At 66.6% G+C, this 18,916-nt stretch carries 15 protein-coding genes and 1 tRNA gene; 5 read left to right on the forward strand and 11 right to left on the reverse strand.

Annotated elements, in window-relative coordinates; all coding sequences use genetic code 11:
- Positions 1–29: 29 nt before the first annotated feature.
- The 7 genes from FB461_RS08450 to FB461_RS08480 form a co-directional block, all read right to left on the reverse strand.
- Positions 30–1,070, reverse strand: coding sequence for a hypothetical protein (locus tag FB461_RS08450; RefSeq protein WP_142121065.1), 1,041 nt, complete (start codon positions 1,068–1,070; stop codon positions 30–32).
- A gap of 25 nt (positions 1,071–1,095) precedes the next feature.
- Positions 1,096–2,115, reverse strand: a complete 1,020-nt coding sequence (locus tag FB461_RS08455; protein WP_142121067.1) for a vWA domain-containing protein — start codon at positions 2,113–2,115, stop codon at positions 1,096–1,098.
- On the reverse strand, positions 2,112–3,164 hold the full coding sequence (locus tag FB461_RS08460) for a vWA domain-containing protein (protein WP_142121069.1): 1,053 nt from the start codon (positions 3,162–3,164) through the stop codon (positions 2,112–2,114). Before FB461_RS08460 ends, FB461_RS08455 begins: the two co-directional genes overlap by 4 nt.
- Positions 3,158–3,640 carry a DUF4381 family protein gene (locus FB461_RS08465; protein WP_142121072.1) on the reverse strand — a complete coding sequence of 161 codons (483 nt, stop codon included), beginning with the start codon at positions 3,638–3,640 and terminating at the stop codon, positions 3,158–3,160. Before FB461_RS08465 ends, FB461_RS08460 begins: the two co-directional genes overlap by 7 nt.
- On the reverse strand, positions 3,633–4,526 hold the full coding sequence (locus FB461_RS08470) for a DUF58 domain-containing protein (protein ID WP_246046156.1): 894 nt from the start codon (positions 4,524–4,526) through the stop codon (positions 3,633–3,635). Before FB461_RS08470 ends, FB461_RS08465 begins: the two co-directional genes overlap by 8 nt.
- A complete protein-coding gene (locus FB461_RS08475; RefSeq protein WP_170222675.1) occupies positions 4,526–5,557 on the reverse strand; it encodes an AAA family ATPase in 1,032 nt (343 codons plus the stop codon). The genes FB461_RS08470 and FB461_RS08475 overlap by 1 nt, the downstream gene beginning before the upstream one ends.
- A gap of 336 nt (positions 5,558–5,893) precedes the next feature.
- On the reverse strand, positions 5,894–10,261 hold the full coding sequence (locus tag FB461_RS08480; RefSeq protein ID WP_142121077.1) for an Ig-like domain repeat protein: 4,368 nt from the start codon (positions 10,259–10,261) through the stop codon (positions 5,894–5,896).
- Positions 10,262–10,503: 242 nt separating this feature from the next.
- Between FB461_RS08480 and FB461_RS08485 the strand changes: the two genes are divergently transcribed.
- Positions 10,504–12,507 (forward strand): bifunctional copper resistance protein CopD/cytochrome c oxidase assembly protein, encoded by a 2,004-nt coding sequence (locus FB461_RS08485; RefSeq protein WP_246046157.1) that lies wholly within the window; start codon positions 10,504–10,506, stop codon positions 12,505–12,507.
- A 53-nt stretch (positions 12,508–12,560) separates the two neighbouring features.
- Here FB461_RS08485 and FB461_RS08490 read toward each other — a convergent pair whose 3' ends face one another.
- Both FB461_RS08490 and FB461_RS08495 read right to left on the reverse strand, forming a co-directional pair.
- Complete coding sequence (locus FB461_RS08490; RefSeq protein WP_142121082.1) at positions 12,561–12,887, reverse strand: hypothetical protein; 327 nt, start codon at positions 12,885–12,887, stop codon at positions 12,561–12,563.
- Between the two features lie 501 nt (positions 12,888–13,388).
- The gene (locus tag FB461_RS08495; protein WP_142121085.1) at positions 13,389–14,024 is read right to left on the reverse strand and encodes a biliverdin-producing heme oxygenase; all 636 of its coding nucleotides are present in this window, start codon (positions 14,022–14,024) and stop codon (positions 13,389–13,391) included.
- A gap of 225 nt (positions 14,025–14,249) precedes the next feature.
- On the opposite strand from FB461_RS08495, the gene FB461_RS08500 reads away from it, so the two are divergent.
- Positions 14,250–15,206, forward strand: coding sequence for a polysaccharide pyruvyl transferase family protein (locus FB461_RS08500; RefSeq protein WP_142121087.1), 957 nt, complete (start codon positions 14,250–14,252; stop codon positions 15,204–15,206).
- A 7-nt stretch (positions 15,207–15,213) separates the two neighbouring features.
- Here the strand turns inward: FB461_RS08500 and FB461_RS08505 are convergent, their stop codons facing one another.
- Together FB461_RS08505 and FB461_RS08510 are read right to left on the reverse strand one after the other, a co-directional pair.
- Entirely contained in the window at positions 15,214–15,801 is a 588-nt protein-coding gene (locus FB461_RS08505) for a TetR/AcrR family transcriptional regulator (RefSeq protein WP_142121089.1), read from the reverse strand.
- A gap of 688 nt (positions 15,802–16,489) precedes the next feature.
- Positions 16,490–16,563 (reverse strand) — tRNA-Gly (locus tag FB461_RS08510).
- 60 nt (positions 16,564–16,623) lie between these two features.
- On the opposite strand from FB461_RS08510, the gene FB461_RS08515 reads away from it, so the two are divergent.
- From FB461_RS08515 to FB461_RS08525, 3 genes are all read left to right on the forward strand, one after another.
- Positions 16,624–17,139: a DUF4870 domain-containing protein gene (locus FB461_RS08515; protein ID WP_142121092.1), complete on the forward strand. Its 516-nt coding sequence runs from the start codon at positions 16,624–16,626 to the stop codon at positions 17,137–17,139.
- 99 nt (positions 17,140–17,238) lie between these two features.
- Positions 17,239–17,814 (forward strand): dCTP deaminase, encoded by a 576-nt coding sequence (dcd, locus tag FB461_RS08520; protein ID WP_142121094.1) that lies wholly within the window; start codon positions 17,239–17,241, stop codon positions 17,812–17,814.
- Between the two features lie 15 nt (positions 17,815–17,829).
- The gene (locus tag FB461_RS08525; protein ID WP_142121096.1) at positions 17,830–18,861 is read left to right on the forward strand and encodes a hypothetical protein; all 1,032 of its coding nucleotides are present in this window, start codon (positions 17,830–17,832) and stop codon (positions 18,859–18,861) included.
- Positions 18,862–18,916 lie beyond the last annotated feature (55 nt).

An 18,916-nucleotide genomic window follows, 5' to 3' on the forward strand; every position in this document is an offset into this window, starting at 1 on the left:
CGATTTCACGCCACCGTAGGCGGCTTCCTCTACCAGCCCCGAGTGGGCGGCATCCCCGCATCTCCCTGCTCCAACTGAGCGCGTTCGCGCGCCAGGCGCTGGCGCTCCGCCAGGTCCTCCAGCTGCTGCTGTCGCTTCTCATCCTCGGGCGAGGCGGAGTCGTCCTGCTTATCGGCGTCCGGCTCGGCATCGGGTCCGGCCTCGTCATCGTTGGACTGAGGGTTGTCATCCGGGTTGTCCTGATCCGTGTTCGAATCGCCCTGATCGTCCGCGTCGTCCGGGTTCTCCGAGTCCGGCGGTGGCTGGGACGGGTCGGAATCGTCATTCGGCGCCTGGTCGTTTTCCGGCGGATCGCGCAGTGCGTCGAGTTCATCCTGCGCCTCCTGGCGCTTTGTCTCCTCGCGGTCGTTCGCGGTCGGGTCGTCGGGGCAACCGTCTATCGTGCGGATATCCATCGCCGAGGTGTAGTCCTCGATCGCCCGCTCGTACAGGTTGATTGCATCGTCGAGCGTCGCGGCCGGGTCGTCGGCCTCGTCGGCGGATTCGGCCACCAGCCGGGCCTCGTCGCGAAGTGCATCAGCCGTCCCCTCGAAGGACAGCGCGTAGTTGTGCGCCACGACGCAGCGGGGCTGACCGGCTGCCTCGGGCTTGCCCTTCAGCTTGTCCGCGAGCGGCGGGGTCGCAGCGTAGGCGCGCCCGAGGTACACCTGCGCCTGGTCGTAGTTCTCGCGAGCCAGCCAGGACGTGCCCATGCCGAAAGGCGCCTTCCACCGCTGGATAACGTTCTGCTTCGCGGTGTACCCCCACTGGGTGATGGCGGTCGCGTGGTCGGCTCGGTCATAGTTGCGCGTCGCTGCGTAGCCCAGACCGGCGACTGCGGTCAGGATGGCTCCGATTGCGAGCAGCGCGACCGCGACCGGGAGCGTCGCGAAGAACGTCATCCAGCGCACGCGCTTGCGGCGCCGCTCGACATCCTCGGGTGTTTGGAGCCGCCGGTCCGCGCTCGGTCGAGCGTCATCGAACGCGCCGTCACCCGCCGAGCCACTGCCCGTCAGCTGCGCAGGCGGCATGGCATTTTTCGCTTCGTCTCGCTCCTCAGTCACGGTTCACCCCCACCGGCCTCGTCGCGCGGGCCACCAGTGCGCCCAGTTCCCACAGCAGCAGCGCCGCGCCAACGAGGGCAAACGGCCACAGCAGGGGCTGGTAGACGCGCACCGTCCGCGTGGTCGCCTGCGCGGTTGCGGACGAGTTCACCGCCGGTACCACGTTCCCTATCGGGACGCCCGGCGACCGCAACACGTACGGCACGCCCAGTTGCTGTGCGACCGACTGCAAGGAGGCCTCGTCCAAAACCGAAATGGCATCCGGTTCGCCGTCCTGGGTCGGATCCTTGATGTAGCCCGAGGTGGTGCCGGTCGGATCGTTGACCTTCATGCGACCGCCCTCCTTTGTGCCGTAGCCGAGCACCGCCCCGCCCGAGATCAGCGAACTCAGTGACGCATAGGATCCCGGCACGCCATTGGCCGTGTTCTCGCCGTCCGAGAAGAAGTAGACGTACCGCTCGTGATCGGGTGCCTGTTCGGCGGAGTCCTGCAGCGCGCGGGTGAGCGAGTCCAGCGGCCTGTCGACCAGCGAGCCCGTCGACAAACTGGAGAGCTCTTGCGTGAGCGTGTCGGCCCAGGCGTTCACAGCACGCACGTCGCTGGACAGCGGCAACTGCTGCGATGCGATCGAATCGAAGGTGATGATCGAGAACCTGGCGCCGGTGTTCTCCGCCGCGAGGGCGCGCAGATCTGTGCGTACGCCGCTCAGGCGGGTGTCGCCGTCGCCGTAGTCCTCCGCCGCCATCGACCCGGTCCGGTCGACGACCAGATAGATCTCGACGCCCGAGGCGTAGGTCGTCACCTCGTCGTGCTCGATCGCTGGGCCGGCGGCCACGAAGGTCAGGACGAGCACGACCGCGGCGCGGCGAAGCCAGCGCAGCGTGTTCGCAGAGCCCGCCGCGGACGCCGCACCCGACCTCTTCGCGAGCAGCCAGGCACCCGCGCAGGCGGCGAGCAGCGTCACTGCGATCGCGACGATCCAGTAAACGGGCAGGAACGGTTGGAAGCTCATTCGCGCAACCTCCCCTGCACCACGAGCGCCGCCGCCAGGGCGAGGAGGGCGAGCAAGAGCCAGCGACCCGGGCTCTCGGTCTGGGTGACCTCCGGGGCCGCCTCGAGATCCACCGCCTGCTGCTCCTGAACGCGATCCACGATGCCGCGCACCGCGGCGGCGTCATTGACACGGTAGAAGTAGCCGCCGGCTTCGGTGATCGACTGCTCGAAGTTCCGCTCCACATTCGGGTCGTAGACGCTACTTGACGCGCCGTACAGGCCGGATACCTCGATGCGGCGTTCTCTCGCGAGGGCCAGCGCATCGTCGAGCGGGTAGACCGGCTCGCCGCGCAGGTCGTTGTCAGTTGCGAAGATGATCGAGCGGGAACGTTCCGTGCCACCCGAATCGTCGAAGAGCAGCGCGCAGTTGGCCAGTCCGTCGCCGATGAGCGAGGACTGCGTGCCCGTGAGCGTCGTGCCCGTCACGAAGTCGAGGTACCGGTCGATGGCCGCATTGGATGCGTACTCGACGACCGCCGGGTCGAGCGCGTCGTAGGCGATGTCGAGCTGCTCCTTGACCAGGTCATAGTCGTTGGTCAGCGGGAACACCGTGCGGGAGGTCTCGTTGAAGATCGACAGCGCGATGCGCTCGCCCGAGAACGAATCCACGAGCGTGCCGAACACGTCCACGACCTGCCGGTCGAACTCGAGCATCGATCCCGAGATGTCCAGGCACAGCACGATGTCCCGCGTTCCCAGCGTCGATTGCTTCACCTCGACGGTGGCTGGCCGGGCCGCCACGACGGACACCCCCACCAGGGCGATGACAACCGTGCCAACTCCTGCCCACTGCCACACGCGGTAGCGCCTGATCGCCGAGCCTAGGGCGCGCAGGCGCGCGATCCGAGCCGAGTTCGCGACCCAGCGCACCTCACCGCTCCCCCGCTCGGCCCGCGCGCGGCGACGCGACGAGCGCGCCCCGACCACGATGACGATCGCAACGGCGAGGGCCGCGATGATCCCGAGGGTCCACGGCCACAGCAGGGTGGTGGATACGCTCTCTACCACTTCGCCACGACCTCGCGTGAGCGCTCGATGCCCTCGTCCGCGCTCAGCGGGGCGCGCGTGGCGAACTCGGGGGCGTAGAGCTGAGCGATAAGTTCGGCGGCCGGCGTGGCCGCCGAGTGTGCCCGCAGGTCCGACAGGGTCATCGACTCCGCGCGCACGCCCGTGCGGGCATGCGTGAAGGCGCGCAGCACGGCGGCGAGTTCCTGGTGAACCTCGCGCTGAGAAAGGCCGCCGGCCAAGTGCTCGTCCTGAATCCGCGCAATGCTCGCGAGCGCGTCCTTCCGGGCGCGCGCCCAGGGATCAGTGCCGGTGGGCGCGGGAGAGGACGAGGCCTCCGTGGTGCCCCGGTCGCGACGGGGCGCGCGGGTGGCGCGGAAGAGCCACACCCACCCACCGATCACGACGACGATCAGCGTCAGTCCGGCGGCTATCACCCACCACGAGTAGGGAAAAGGCCCGAGGATCTCGTCAGCCATGGCGACTCCTGGACAGCAGCCGGATCAGATCGGCGAGGGCGTCATCGATGCCCGAGGTGACCATGAGGCGGGCATCAGCCTGCGTCGCGAACTGCAAAGTCTGGGCCCGGGTGTGGCTCACGAGGGCTTCGGTCTCATCGCGCAGCGAGGGATCGGTGCGGAAGAAGGCGGGCAGATCGAGGCCGCCGTCGACGTCCCGCACATCGTTGCCCTCGCCACCGACCGCCGGGTCGAACGGGTTCGCATCGGCGACGCACAGGACCAGCACCTCGTGGCGCATGCGCAGGCGGCGCAGGACGGGCAGGGTGTCGTCGCTCAGTCCGGATTCGTCCGTCATCACGATGAGCAGGCTGCGCCGCTGGAAAGCGTCCTCGACCCGATCGAGGACGCGCACCAGATCTGCGGCGGGCGCAGTCGCGCCGTACAGGGACTCGAGCTGATGCAGCATCGCCTCTAGATCCTGGGTGCTCGCCCGCGGCGGGCGCTGGACGAGGCGCTCCGCGTCCCCCGCGACGAGCGCCACGCGGTCGCCGCGGTCACGCGAGATATAGGAGATGATCGAGGCCAGGAACGTCGCGACCGCCGATTTGGCCTCAGTGCCGCTCGCCGCGAGCGCGCCCATGCGCCGCCCGGTGTCGACCGCCAGGATCGTCGTCAGGTTCGACTGACGCACGAAGCGGCGGATGATCGGGATGCCCGCCCGAGCGGACGATTTCCAGTCGATGTCGCCGATGTCGTCGCCAGGGTTGTAGAGCGACAGGTCGTCGAAATCCTGCCCGTGGCCCTTGTAGATGGACCGATGGTGCCCCTCGAGCAGGCCGGCGGCGCGCCGCAGGAGCGGCAGCTCCAGCCTGGCTCGCACCTCGGCCAGTCGTTGATGGTTCATCAGGGAGCAGGAACGTAGTCGAAGATGACGTCGATGATCTGTTCGGGCTGGATGCCGTTCGCGAGGGCGTCGAAGGTGCGCACGAGGCGGTGGCGCAGGACGGCGTGCCGCACGGCCTTGATGTCGTCGGGGATGACGAAGGCGCGTCCCGCCTGCAGCGCCAGCGCCTGCCCCACCTTCATCAGGGCGATCGCGCCGCGTGGGCTCGCGCCCACGCGCAACTGGTCCTGCAGGCCCGGCACGGGGCGCGGTCCCGAGAAGCGTGAGGTGTTGATGATGTCGACGATGTAGCGCTTGATCGCGGTGTCGACGTAAACGCCGTTAGCCAGTTCCTGCAGGAATACGATGTCGTCGAGGCTGACGGGAGCGGCGGGCAGCGGCGCGTTCTGCTGGCCGCTGGCGATGCGGTCCAGGACCTCGATCTCGTGCTGCGGGGACGGGTAGGTCAGGACCTCCTTCATCAGGAAGCGGTCCATCTGCGCCTCGGGGAGGACGTACGTGCCCTCCTCCTCGATCGGGTTCTGGGTGGCGAGCACCATGAACGGGTGGGGAAGTCGAAACACCTCGCCGCCGATCGACGTCTGGCGCTCCTGCATCGCCTCGAGCATCGCGGACTGCGTCTTGGCGCTCGAACGGTTGATCTCATCCAGCAGCACGAGGTTCGCGTGAACCGGGCCGAGCTGGGTCGTGAACGAGCCGGTGCCGTAGTTGTAGATCTGCGTGCCGACGATGTCGTTCGGCATCAGGTCCGGCGTGCACTGGATGCGGTGGAAGCTGCCGCCGATCGACGCGGCGAGGGTCTCGGCCGCCGTCGTCTTCGCCAGGCCGGGGACCGATTCGAGCAGGATGTGCCCACCCGCGAGCAGGGTGGAGATCAGCGAGGTGCGCAGGCGCTCCTGGCCAACGACTCGCTGAGAGAAGAAGCGGCCGATGTCGCCGATATGGCGCGCCGCGCGGGCCATATCGGCGTCCGGGATGGCCCCCCGGCCCGGGACGATGGCTGCGCGTGGTGGCGTGTCGGTCTCGCTCATGCGATCAAGTATCCCAAACGGGACTGGCGCTGCCTGGAAGAATCCTCCGAAATGGTCGCCTGCCGCGGGGACTGCTGCTCCGCCGGGGAACGGCTGCTCCGCGGGGGAACTGCTGCTCCGCGGGGGAACTGCTGCTCCGCGCGGGAACTGTTGCTTCGCAGGGGGACCGCCCTTGCGCAGTGAACCGCGCGTCCACGTCGTCTGCGGGTTTTTCATTCGCATGCCCGCTCGAGAGTCGAGCGGACGAATGAAAAACCCGCAGACGACGACTTGGAATAGCTCGACCCCGTGACCTCGTCGGTACGTGGCCTCGCGGCTACGTGGGCGAGGCGCCGGCTACTTCACCTTGACCGACGCGGTCGCACTCTTGGCCCTCAGCGCCGCCGAGCCCTTGTAGGCCACCGCGATCTTCTGCTTGCCGCGTTTGGCGGCCTTGATCTTGACCTTGGCCACGCCCTTGGCGTTCACCTTCACGGTCTTGGCCTTGGCCTTGCCGAGTTTGACCGTGGCCTTGCCTGCCTTCGCGAGGCCAGCGGGCCCCGACACGGTGACGGTGATCGTGAGCCGCTTGCCCTTCTTGACCGTCTTCTTCGCCTTGACCTTCACCTTGGCCGCCGCCTTGGTCACCGTCAGTGTGGCATTGGGGCTGGTCGCGGCCGCGACCGTGGAGCTGCCCGCAAATCTCGCCTGCAGGGTTACCTTGCCGGCGGTCAGTTGACGCGGGAGCTTGATCTGGGCGGTCTTCGAGGCCCCTACCGTGACCCGTGCCACCTGACGGCTACCCTGATGGATTGTCACAACGCCGGCCGTCCACTGTCCGGTGGTCGTAATCGACACCGACGCCTGGGGCTGGCCACCCGCCACGATCGACGTCGAGCCGAGGCCGAGTTGCAGGGTGGCGCTGGCCTTGTCGGTGACGGTGAGCGTCTGGTTCGCCGAGGACGAGCCCTCCCACGTCGATCCTGCCGTGGGTACATACCGGGCCTGCAGCTGATAGGTGCCGGCGGCCAGCGTGTTCGGGAGGGTCACGACGACGCTTCCGTTCACGAGCGTTCCCGTCGCGAGCACCGACGAGTTGGCAGCGTTCACGAGCTGCACCGTCCCAGTCGGCGTACCCCCCGTGCCGGTGACGGTGACCTGCGCCGAGGCCGGGGCCTCGCCGAGGGCCTGCGATGCCTGGCTGAGCGTCAGCGTTGTCGAGGTCGCCTGCCCGGTGATGCGGTACGTCACGATCTGCGAGGTGCCCGGAGCCCACGTCTGCGCGTTCGCTGGAGCGAACGTGGCGCGCAGGCGGTGGATGCCCACGCCAAGTCCTGTCGGCAGGTTCACGGTCGCCGTGCCGTTCGCGAGCGTCGCCGAGCCGTAGGTGGCGTTCGTGTCGGCATCCACCAGAGTGACCGTGCCGATGGCCTTGCGCGACGGCTGGTCCGCCTGCGAGACGTCGATGGTCGCCACGGCGGGCGACGCATCCGCGACGGCCGTTGATTCTGGGCTCACCGTGAGCCCGACCTGCGCCGCGAGCGGTGCGGGGACCACGCCGCTGCCGACGCACGCGCCGGGAAGCTGGATGGTCTGCCCGGCCGCGCCTGCCAGCACCTCGCACTGGGCGGGCGTGGTGTTGACTGCCGCCCCCGTCAGTACGATGCCCTGGCTGGTCAGGTCCACGTTCAGGGGATTGCCGCCTGCCGTCAGGCCGCTGATGCCGCCGACGTGACCGGCGCTGAGCCGGACGAACGACGGATCGCCGAGCGAAAGGCGGAACCCGTTGTTGATCCACACGGAGTCGATGAACGCGGCGATGCCGAACAGCGAGGGCCGAACGCCGTCGACCAGCGGCTTGTCGGACTGCTCGTTGCCGTTCTTCTTGTATACCTCGGCGAACCAGCCCGAGCGCGTCACGTCGCGGATGACTGACTCGCTGAACTGCGTGGCCTTCACCTTGCCGTCGGTCACGTGCTCGTTGTCGAGCAGTCCGGCGGTGATGTAGTTGATGTTCGGTCCCTTGAGGTTGTCACCGAAGCCTGCCCACTGCTTGTCCGCGTTGAACGCAGCGAACCGGCCCAGGATGGCCGTCTTCGCCCGCGCGCTCAGTCCTGGCAGGACGAGCGAACCAACCACGACGGAGTTGTCGCCGTTGGCACCAGTGCCGGTCGTCACCGCCGCGTTGTCGTCGTTGGACGCCAGCGTCACCTTCTGCTGGAATACGCCGTCGGTCCGCACGAACCAGCTGTCGAACTTCGAGTAGAGGTGCTGCTCGATCGAGTCCCAGTGCGCGATGTCGGCGGTCGCGCCGACCTTGGCGGCGATCTTCTTCGCGTAGCCGAGATCGATGATCAGCGAGGTCACGAACTCGGAGTCACGCTGGGTGTAGTTGTAGACCCCTCGATCCTTGACCGTCCAGTGCAGGTTGGTCGCGCCGAAGTCCAGCACGCGCTTGAGCGCTGGATAGATGTCGTTCAGCTTCGATGCATCGCCCGTAGCGTTGTACAGGATCCACGCGGTCTGCGCCTTGCGCGACGGCAGGACCTCGCCGCCCTTGGTCGGGTCGTTGGTGATCTCCCCGGGGAAGGCGCTGCCGCTCGGCTGGACGAAGTCCATGATGCCGGTGAAGGATTCCCAGGCGAGGCTGGGGTCCGCGTACACGAGGGTCTGCAGGCCGACGAGGGTGTCCCAGGTCGCGACGTTCTTCGCGCCCGGGATGCCCGACATCCACATGGAGGCCTTTCCGGTGCCGAGCTGAGCCTTGAGCGAGTTGGTCTCCGGCGTGGCCGGGATCACGTTCTGTTCGAGATTGATCCACGCGCGGTAGTACGTCTTCTCGATGTCCAGCGCGGAGGCACCATACGCCGGGACGGAGTGCAGCGAGAAGTCCTGCGGAACCGGCACCTTGGCCAGGTAGTCCGCCCAGTAGGCGTCCAACTCGCCGACGCGTGCCGAGACGTTCTGGGCATACGCGCTGGCCGCCTCAGTCGACGCGGACGAGGCCGCCGCCGCCGCAGTCATGCCCGGCGCATAGGTGGCCGAGGTCGATACCGGCTTGAACGCGATGGCGATCTTGTGCACCCCGCCATTCGGCAGCGTGGCCGACCATGCGGTCGCTCCGGTGGCCGTCGATCCCGTGGCGTTCGATACCGCCGAGCCGAAGCCGACGGTCGCGCTGTCGGGGAGCTGGTAGACCTGCACGAACCCGGTTCCCGTAACGGTGAGCTGCTTGGTGCTCGCGTTCCACGCGGGAGTGCCCTGAAGTTTGCCGCCCACCACGACATCGCCGCTGACGCTGGTCGTGTCGACCTCTCGGACGACGGCATCGGTCGAGGCGAATACGTCGCGGCCGGTGATGGTTCCGTTGGCACCGTAGTTGCCGGTGAAGGTCTCCTGGCTCGCGGTCCAGCTCGTGTCGAACGACTGCGCGCCCTCGAGGTTAGACCCCGCCCACGTTTCCGAAACCGCGGAATCGAAGATGATCAGGTCGTCGAACGCGACTGCCGAAGGGCGCCCGCCGTCGGTGGCGAGCCGCAGTTCGAGCGAGTGCGTTCCGGTTCCCACCTGGGTGGCGAAGTTGTCGACGACGATCCAGCCGGTGTTCGAGCCGACGGCGCTTAGGGTCTTCTGCGTGCCGCTGCCGTCCACCAGAGCGTTCAGGTACCACTTGTTGGTCACCACGTCGACCTTGATCGCCAGTTTGGTCGTGGCGGTCACGTTGATGCTCCCGAAGGACTTCTTCACCGCGCCGTACGTGCTGGTCAGCGATCCGGTCACGATCTTGACGATGCCCTGGTCGCCGTTCGAGGTGAAGCTGGCCTCCTGGCTCGCGCTGGTCCAGCCGGACGCGCTGGACATGTCGTCACGGGCGAGTACCTTCTTGTCCTGGGCCGGGTTCGCGACATCGCCGTGCAGGGTGACGTTGCTGAACGTCACCGACTTTCCCGCTCCGCCGGAGACCCAGATTCGCAATTCGAGGTTCTGCTGGCCGCTGAGCCCGGTCAGGGTCGCGAGATCGTACGTGAACGTCCCGCTGATGGTCGAGTCGTTGGGCATCAGCTTGATGCTGTTCACCTCGAAGGCCCACGCAGAACCCGCATCGAGCGCATCGACGGTGAGCGTCAGGTTCGGGGTCTCGTTGAGGTTGACTGAAACGGTCTTGTAGATCTTGCCGAACGTGTTGCCAGCGGTGACGGTCGCCAGGGTCGATGAACCCGTCGCCGTTGCCGCGGCGCGGTCCTCCTGCCAGCCGTTCGCGGGGGTGTAGGGGCCGGGCAGCACCGTGGACACGGGTGCGGGAGCGGTGCCCGCGGCGGCCTTCCTATAAGTCGTGAGTAGGTCCGGGAAACGCAGTGCCTCGTCGTTGGCGTAGTAGGCGGCGCGCAACGGAAGTTCCGGACCCCAGCTCTGCGACGTCTCCGGATCGGCCATCGTCAGATTCGTGTCGCCCTTAGCGTAGCGATCGAACGGGTTCAGCACGATGCGGGACTTGGCGAGCGATTGCCAGCGCTGCTGTCCGGCGCCCGTCATGCCAAGGTCGGCGACGGATGGCGCGGCCGCCGGGGTGGGGGTGGGCGCGGCAGTAGCGGCCAGCGGGGCGGTCACCCCCATGGTGGCGATGAGCGCGGCGCTTGCGACGGCGGCGAGCAGCGATGTGCGCATCCTGCGCGGGGACCGGCGAGGCAGCGGTCCGCCGGTGGGTACGGTTCCCTGAGTGGGCATTGGGCTAGAACTCCTTGTAGTGCGTCCGCGACGGTGCGATACGCTCCGCGCTGACTCCATGGTCGGCACGAAACCGCGACCAAGTATGCCGGTCGCGCGCACCAGCCTAAACCGGTTTGAGCCATCGGTCCAGAGCGTATCGCCCCAGAATGACCCTCGGGGACGAAAACCGGCCGACCTCGTCAACGTTCACCGACTCGTCGAGACGGATTCACCAAGGCGTTCACGGCTACCCTGAGAAGGTGAACAACGGAGCCAAGGGCGTGCGCGGTCGCGCACCGGCGCAACGGAGCCGGTCGATCCTGTCGGCCCTCGCGGCAACGCTCCTCCTATCGGTCGTCGTCACCCTCCTTGCCGGCTGGTGGTCGGGAGCGCTCGATCCGTCGAGCCTGCTCGACGCGGGCCCGGTGGCGCGATTCGGGCTGCCCATCGTCACGGTTTTGGCGGAGTTGGCGTTCGCGACGACGATCGGCGGACTCGTCCTCGCCGCAGCGCTCGTCCCCAGCCAGGCCGCGCGCCGCACCGCGCTGGTCACCGGCGCGATCGGCGCGGGACTATGGGCGGCCTTCGCCACGGCGCGCGTGATCTTGACCGCGTCGGTCACTATGGGCGTGCCGCTCAGCGACGCCTCGTTCGGTTCCACGATCGAGGTCTTCACGACCCAGCTCGAGGGCGGACGCACGATGGCCCTCATACCGATCCTCGCGGCAGCCGTCGCCTGCGTGGCGCTCGCCTCCAGCACGGCGACGGGCGCGGGGTGGGCGCTGGCTGCCACCGGAGTAGCGGCGGCCATGCAATCGACGCTGGGCCACTCGTCCTCCGAAGGCGGGCACCACGCCGCGCTGACCGCAATGTTCCTCCACCTCCTCGGGGCCGCCGTGTGGATCGGTCCACTCATCGCGCTCGCGGTGCTGTGGCTGCGCCGGGTCGCGTCCGGGGACGAGTTCACCGCCACCCTGCGCAGGTACTCGACGTTGGCGGCCTGGGCATACGTTCTCGTCGCCGTCTCGGGTATCGCGAGCGCGGTCATTCGGCTGAACTCGTTCGCGGACCTGCGGAGTCACTACGGGGCGATCCTGCTTGCGAAAGTCGCGGTGATCGCATTGCTCGGCGCGATAGGAGCCGCCCACCGGCGATACGTGCTGGCGCCTGGCCGGCTCGATTCGGGGCGTGCTGCTCCCGGCGTGCGGTTCTGGCGGCTTGCAGGGGTGGAGTTGTTGCTCATGGGCGTCGTCTCCGGTCTCGCCGTCGCGCTGAGTCGCACCGCACCACCGGCCGCCACCGCCGTACCCGATGTCACGGCCGTCTACCTGGTCACCGGGCAGAGCGCCCCCCCGCCCGCCAGCGCGCTCACCTACCTGACGCAGTGGTCGCCAGACGTGCTGTTCGGGTTCGCGGCCGTGGCCGGAGCGGTCGTTTATCTGCGCTGGGCGCTGCGGCTGCGCGCCAGGGGCGACAGGTGGTCCGCCGGCCGGACCGCGGCGTGGATCCTCGCAATGATCCTGTTCGCATGGGTCACCTCGGGTGGGCCGGCGGTCTACGGCCACCTGTTCTTCAGCGCCCACATGCTGCAGCACATGATCATGGCGATGGTCATCCCGCTGCTCCTGTCCGCTGCCGCGCCGGTGACACTCGCGCTACGAGCAGTGCCGGGCCGCCGGGACGACAGCCGGGGACCGCGCGAGTGGCTGCTGACACTGCTGCACTCCAGGTGGGCGGGCTTCTTCTCCAACCCGATCGTGGCCGCGGTCAATTTCGCCGGCTCGATGATCGTCTTCTACTACACACCGGCCTTCGAATATGCGCTGCGAACGTCGCTCGGGCATGCATTGATGGTCGTCCACTTCTCGCTCGCGGGCTATCTGTTCGCCAACGCCCTCGTCGGTATCGACCCCGGCACCAAACGGCCCAGTTACCCACTGCGGCTCGTGCTGCTCCTGGCGACCATGGCATTCCACGCGTTCTTCGGGGTTGCGCTGATGAGTTCCGAGCAGTTGCTCGTCGCCAACTGGTTCGGCTGGCTCGGGCTCACTAACGCTCTGGCGGATCAGCAATCCGGCGGCGAGATCGCCTGGGGGATCGGTGAGGTGCCCACGTTCCTGCTGGCGGTCATCGTGGCGATCAGGTGGTCCAGTTCGGACGAGCGCGACGCCAAGCGCCGAGACCGTCGGGTCGACCGAGCCGGCGACGCCGAATTGACCGACTACAACGAGATGCTGGCGAGGTTGTCGGAGTCCGATGAGTGATGACAGTGACCGCGGCCATCACTCATCGTCGAAATTCGCGCGGAATCCTTCGGTCAGTGGTCCCAACTGAGGTCGCCATCGGAGCAGTCGCCTCCGGGGGTGAGGGCGAAGTCCATGAAGAGTTCTTCTCGGTAGGTCTTTCCTTGCGACTCATAGGTAATGACGGGATGGTAAATCGCGGCGACGGTCTTGGGGTCGGTCGCAGTGATTCGGCTGGCGAGGACGACATCGCTCGCGGCGGCGACTTCGCCTCCCTGGGCAGGGATCAGTCTCGCAAGGTACTCGCGAGCACCGGGGCGCTCCGAACCTGACGGGATGGGGTCGAACTGAGTGCCGAAGTACGTGAAAGGCTCGGGGTTGGGGTCAATCTGGTACTGCACGGAGGCGACGTTAATACTGTCATGCGTCCCGACAGTCAGTATTGTGAGAGGCTCCTTCGAGCCGTTGGTCAGCCTGGACCCGAAAACTGTTTCCCCAACGACGGGCGCTGGGCCGCAGACCGAGGATTCCCCGGCATCTGAACGAACGCCGACAAGCGGTCCCTCGGATCGTGGGGAGTCGCTGCATCCGCTGATAAGAGTTACGACGCAGGCAAGGAAAGTGATGACTCTAACCTCGCCTCGCGGGCGCTTCTTGGGCAATATCATTTCTTAGCGACAATCTGATATGCCTTGGCGTTTGCCGGAAAATCGCCAGATCCGCACAAATTGCCACTGCGACTAGCGAACTTGACGACTAGCTTTCCCTTTGTAGACCAGCCTGTTTGTGCACTCAAGCCAACACCGTAGAAAGAAGCAGCCCCACTCCATGTGACTCTACACCAACAAACCGCGGTAGCGGCGCGCGGTGGCTTCCCCTGAATGGCCGCAGCGCAACGAAGATCAGTGGCGGGCGCCGAGCGCTGTGAAGAGCTTGGTGTTGAGCTCGAAAGCGAGCTGCGCCTCGCGTCCCGCGCGATCGAGTTCCTCACCCGTGAGCCCTAGGCCGTCGAGGCGTTCGCGGTAGATGTCCTTGAACGGCTTGGGCTTGGGGATCTCCTCGAAGTGGTAGAAGGCGAGGCCCTCGTCGCCCATACCGTAGTGGCGCTGCATCATGCGCTTGATGATCTGCCCGCCCGACAGGTCTCCCAGGTAGCGCGTGTAGGCGTGGGCCGCATACTCCGGGACGTCGTTGATCTCGTCAATGCGCTGGGCGTAGGCGCGGGCCTCGTCCAGGATGTCGATGCTCCCATTCCATTCGGGACCGAACAGGAACTCGAGGTCCTGGCGGATCGAAGGGGTGCGCGTGAGCTCGTCGAAGATGAGCGTCCTCACGCGCGCGTCCCCACTCAGCCGCGCGGAGGCGCGCTCGAGCGCCTCGTACACGGGAAGCTGCTGCGCCGCGAGGTCCGCGTACGCGTCGACGCCGAGTTCCCCGCCCATGAGCCGAGTGATGAAGCCCGTAGTCTCGGCAGTGTCGTGTGCAGTGCGAGTGCTGGTGCGCAGATGCGCGGACAGCGCATCGGTTTGTGCGGGCACAGGGAACCTCTCGTAGATGACATATCGTCAGTATCGACCTGACATTTTGTCATGTAACGCCAACCGGAGTCCAGGGTTTGTGGCGAAGATCAAGCATCGAGTTAGGTTGACCAAACCTCTCGGCGGACGCTTCCAAACTCGACTACTGCGGTATGGATAAGTCCTATATATTGGTACACTGCTCCATCATTCTCAGCACTACTTGTGCCGTCGCCCGAGGTATAAATGCCAACGTCAAACCCGCCACACTCCGCATCTCGGCTCACACGATTTAGTCGTGGACTGAAGGGGCGGCTGATCGCGTCCACCAGGTACGCGCGCCAGCGTTTCACCGGTCGCCGCCATTCTCCCTACACGCGCGGACAACTCGGCCTGCTGTCGAAATACCGCGTCGCGAACCTGATCACCGACTCGGCAGGGCGGGTGCCTGTTCGCTGGTGGGACGTGGCGGACAACTTCGGCGACCTGCTATCGCCGTGGCTCATCGAGAAGCTCAGTGGGCGGGAGACGGTCTTCGCCGACCGCAAGAAGCCGCACTACGTCGTGGTCGGTTCGATAGCCGGACGCGCCCGTGACAACTCCGTCGTCTGGGGCACCGGCTCGTTCGGGACCGAGGGCGAGGACGAGATCGCCGCCGGCGCCGACTACCGCGCAGTACGCGGGCCGCTCACCCGTAGTCGCATCCAGCACTTCGGGGCGGATGTTCCGGCCGTGTACGGCGATCCGGCGCTGCTGTCCCCCCTGGTGTTCAACCCGTCAGTGGAGCCCGAGTACGAGGTGGGCGTCGTCCTGCGCTGGTCGGAGCGCGCACGCCAGGGTGCGGACTTCGGCGACGGCGTCCTGGCGATCAATCTCGAGACCACCGACATCGAGGGAACAATTGAGGCGTTCCTCAAGTGCAAGCGGATCGTGACATCGTCGCTGCACGGCCTCATCATCGCCGATGCCTACGGCATACCGAACGCGTGGATCGCATCCAAGACGCCCAAGGGCGGCGAATTCAAGTACTACGACTACTTTGCGACGGTCGGCAAGTTCCGCACCGTCCAGCGCTTCGGCATGACCCGAAAGCCGGTGACGGTCAAGCGCGTCCTGCGCTCCCTGGTCTTCGATGGTCGACCGATTAAGTTCGACGTCAAGGCACTGCTCGATGCCAATCCGTTCCTCGAGCGCAAGGCCTAGCGCGGGGTCAGGCGCCGACGGCCCGCAGTACGAAGTCCTCTGTCGCCTTGATGGCGATGCCCCGCTCAGGATCGCGCTCCGGGATCTGCTTGCCCGAGAGGCAACTGGAGACGAGGGAAACCGTGGTGGGGATGTCCTGACCGGGGAACGTGCCGTCCTCGACGCCCGCGGTGATAATCGAGGTGAGCAGCGCCTCGACCGCCACCACGTGATCGCGTAGCCGTTGCTGGGAGGGCCGGGACAGGATGGTCCGCAGGTCCGTGCCGGGTGCGAGATGGAAGACGCGTTTGAGCCCCAGTTGCGCACGCACGTAGGTCTGGAGTTGGACGAGCGGCGTCTCGGCATCCGTCAATGCCCGGTTCAGAGTCTGCATGTACTGCTCGGTCTCGTGTGCGATGAAGCCGATGAGCAGGGCCTCTTTGTCCGCGAAGTGGTTGTACACGGCGGTGCGGCCGACGCCTGCGGCGGCGGCGATGTCGGCGAACGAGATCGCATCGAAACCGCGTTCTGACATCAAGGTGGAGAGAGCCGCGAAGAGGCGATGCCGCGTTTGCTCCCGATGCTCACGCAGCGAGCCCCCAATGATTTTCGGCATGGTGACATCATGACACTATTCGTCAGGTTCCATAGAATCGGCCCCGGGCTCGCGAAAAGTTATCCACAGATTTTATGAACATGCGTGTGGGTAGCGACGTTTCCATGCCAACCATGCTGTGGATGGCTGTGGATACGCGAAATTCCGCACAAAATTCAGTAAAACCCCACTTGCATGGGCTTCCGAAGTGGGGATAGAACTGGGGAGGTAGTTCCGTTCGAATGCCACTGACGCTCCACGCTGCCGGTGCGAATGGAACTCGATCAATCGGAGAACGGCCCGTCGCCGCCTAACAAGTGCCGCAGGTGACGCTGTGGAGACGTGCCGCGCCCGGGAGATCACATCGCAAGTCATGGGCGGAAGCCCGGAGCCACTCGTCACGGGGGTGTCGTCTCGTAGCCGGTACGGCGTGAACGACCAAGCGGTGTACGCAAGGCCCCTCGGAACCGTGATCCGAGGGGCCTTTGCGTGTCGAGGGTCCGTCCGCGCGAGTGTCGAGGGTCCGACTACGCAAAGTGGGGGCTGGCGCCGCGGCTCGCATGGGTCCACAATGAGAACCAGCGCGGGTGAATCGCGGTTCGATAGTGAGCGGTAGCGGCGTGACCGGCGTGTCGCAATGGCCACAATGGCGCAATGCTCCCGATGTCTCACATGCGGAGAAAATCGCCCGTGACCTGCAAAGATATGGTGGAGCGGATGACGGGAATCGAACCCGCGCTGTCAGCTTGGGAAGCTGAAGTTCTACCATTGAACTACATCCGCGTGCATCCTTAGATAACCTAGGGCACGCACTAGATCATACCCGAACGAATGGACGGCAAGATGACTTCACCGACCGACCCCACGAACCCTTACCAGCAGGGCACGCCCGGGGCACAGGGCCCGGAGCCTACCTTCAACCAGGTGCCGCCAGAGGGCGCCAGTCCGTACCAGCAGCAGGCTCCCGGTTACGAGCAGCCCGCCACCGGTTACCAGCAGCCCGCCCCCGGGTATGGCCAGCCCACGCCGGCCTACGCCAGCGGCCCAGTCACCGACGACGCGCTGAGCACGGTCAAGCTCAACCTCTGGCTCTCAGTGTTCTTCTCCTGGATCCCGGCCCTGATCTTCTTCCTCACGCAGAAGGACGTCCCGGCCAACGTCAAGGACATCCACCGCGAGAACCTCAACTTCCAGATCCTCCGCACCATCGCGGGCCTCGTCGTGTGGATCCCGATCGTCGGCTGGGCGCTCTTTATCGTGCTGCTCGTGTTCGCGATCATCGCGGCGGTTCAGGCACCCGACGTCGTCGCGCAGGGCGGGACCTACAAGTACAAGTTCAACATCCAGTTCATCAAGTAAGCGCCACGATGACCTGACATCGGCCCCGGTTTCCCTGCGAAACCGGGGCCGATGGACTTTCGCGGCCCGCCGCGCACGCCTAACGACTAAAGTGAACCTGTGCTGCTTTCAGACCGTGACATCCTCGCCGAGATCGAAGCCGGCCGAGTCCAACTGGACCCGTACGAACCGAGCATGATCCAGCCGTCGAGCATCGACGTCCGGCTCGACAAGTTCTTCCGCCTGTTCGACAACCACAAGTACCCCTTCATCGACCCGGCCGCTGAACAGCCCGAACTGACTCGCCTGGTCGAGGTCGGCACCCAGGAGTCCTTCGTTCTGCATCCTGGCGAGTTCGTCCTAGCCTCCACCTACGAGCAGGTCACGCTGCCCGATGACGTCGCAGCGCGGCTCGAGGGCAAGTCCTCACTCGGACGGCTCGGCCTCCTCACCCACTCGACTGCGGGGTTCATCGACCCGGGCTTCACCGGCCACGTCACGCTCGAACTATCGAATGTCGCCACGCTGCCCATCACGCTGTGGCCAGGCATGAAGATCGGCCAGATGTGCTTCTTCCGCCTGTCCTCGCCTGCGCTGAACCCATACGGCACCGCAGAGTACGGCTCCCGCTACCAGGGTCAGCGCGGCCCGACGGCCTCGCGCTCCTGGCAGAACTTCCACCGCACAGACGTCTAGCAGCGACCCAGCGCCATGGCCAAGCGGGTCGAGCACCTGCTCGCGATACCGACCGCGGTTCGCCGCGAAGAACTCGTCCTGCTTGCCGACGCGCGCTTCGGCGGCGCCCACGTCCAGCCCGGCCCCGGCCCGTGGGCGCTCAGCCTATCGCGGTACGCGACGCTGACTGAGGCGGAGCCGGGCGCGCTGGACCTAGCGCAGGCGACCGCGGTCGGGCTCCTGATGGACGAGCCCTTCGCCGCCCGCCTCTCCTCCGGCTTCCCGCTGCGCGTGCTGATCGCGGCTACGCTACGGGAGCGTGCCGAGCGCCCCGACTTCCCCCTCGCAGACCGCCACGGCGTCCTGCATCTGTTCGGCGAAACCGTGCCGGACAGGCAGGAGCGGCGCACCCTCGACTGGCTGATCGCCGCGGCGGCGCGCCTGCACGGGGCGGTCATCGTCGACTCGGGCAGCCGCGAGGCGGAGCGGTCGTACGCCGCCGCGATCCCGGACCCGCGCGCCGCCATGAATCTGACCGTGTACTCCCCGACGTGGCTCACGCCTCGCGCGGGCGAGCACGTGTGCGGCCAGGTGGTGCCGGGCAGCGCATTGCTGGACGGCGAGAGAGCCTGGCCGGGGCCGTCGCCCGACGCGGTGATCGTCCCAGGGAGGCAGCTGTCAGTGGACGAGCGCGTCGACCTCCACGCCATCGTCGATGCTCACGACATCGCTGCGCTCCAAGGCGACGACTCGCTGGCCGGTTACGCGGTGGCGAGCGGGCTCGCCACCGGCGGCCTGATCGTCGTGGAGGCGGGACCGGTCGAGGTGCTACCGGTCGCGCTGCGCTCGCGCGCCGACCTCATTCACGGTTGCGTGCAGTATCGAATCGCCTGGGAGCCTGATGACCCAGGGCTCGTCCACGGGGGCCACCTCACCGCCGAACTGGCGGTCGAGCAGGAGGTCGCCGCGCGCACCATCGCCGCCCTTGCGGAAGCGATCAGCGAGGTAGCGGGCGGGTACGTCCTCGATGACGACGGTTTTCCCCGCGGGCGCGTTGTTAAACTGTGAAAGCCGCCAGGTGAACCCCCGATCCGCGAGCTCATAGCGGTCGGACACTGACGAC

The organism is Rarobacter faecitabidus (assembly GCF_006716265.1).
GTDB lineage: Bacteria > Actinomycetota > Actinomycetes > Actinomycetales > Cellulomonadaceae > Rarobacter > Rarobacter faecitabidus.

Coding starts and splice junctions, on each gene's coding strand:
- FB461_RS08450 (WP_142121065.1), bottom strand. CDS start 1,070: ATGCCGCCTGCGCAGCTGACGGGCAGTGGCTCGGCGGGTGACGGCGCG.
- FB461_RS08455 (WP_142121067.1), bottom strand. CDS start 2,115: ATGAGCTTCCAACCGTTCCTGCCCGTTTACTGGATCGTCGCGATCGCA.
- FB461_RS08465 (WP_142121072.1), bottom strand. CDS start 3,640: ATGGCTGACGAGATCCTCGGGCCTTTTCCCTACTCGTGGTGGGTGATA.
- FB461_RS08470 (WP_246046156.1), bottom strand. CDS start 4,526: ATGAACCATCAACGACTGGCCGAGGTGCGAGCCAGGCTGGAGCTGCCG.
- FB461_RS08475 (WP_170222675.1), bottom strand. CDS start 5,557: ATGAGCGAGACCGACACGCCACCACGCGCAGCCATCGTCCCGGGCCGG.
- FB461_RS08480 (WP_142121077.1), bottom strand. CDS start 10,261: ATGCCCACTCAGGGAACCGTACCCACCGGCGGACCGCTGCCTCGCCGG.
- FB461_RS08500 (WP_142121087.1), top strand. CDS start 14,250: ATGCCAACGTCAAACCCGCCACACTCCGCATCTCGGCTCACACGATTT.
- FB461_RS08505 (WP_142121089.1), bottom strand. CDS start 15,801: ATGCCGAAAATCATTGGGGGCTCGCTGCGTGAGCATCGGGAGCAAACG.
- FB461_RS08515 (WP_142121092.1), top strand. CDS start 16,624: ATGACTTCACCGACCGACCCCACGAACCCTTACCAGCAGGGCACGCCC.
- FB461_RS08525 (WP_142121096.1), top strand. CDS start 17,830: ATGGCCAAGCGGGTCGAGCACCTGCTCGCGATACCGACCGCGGTTCGC.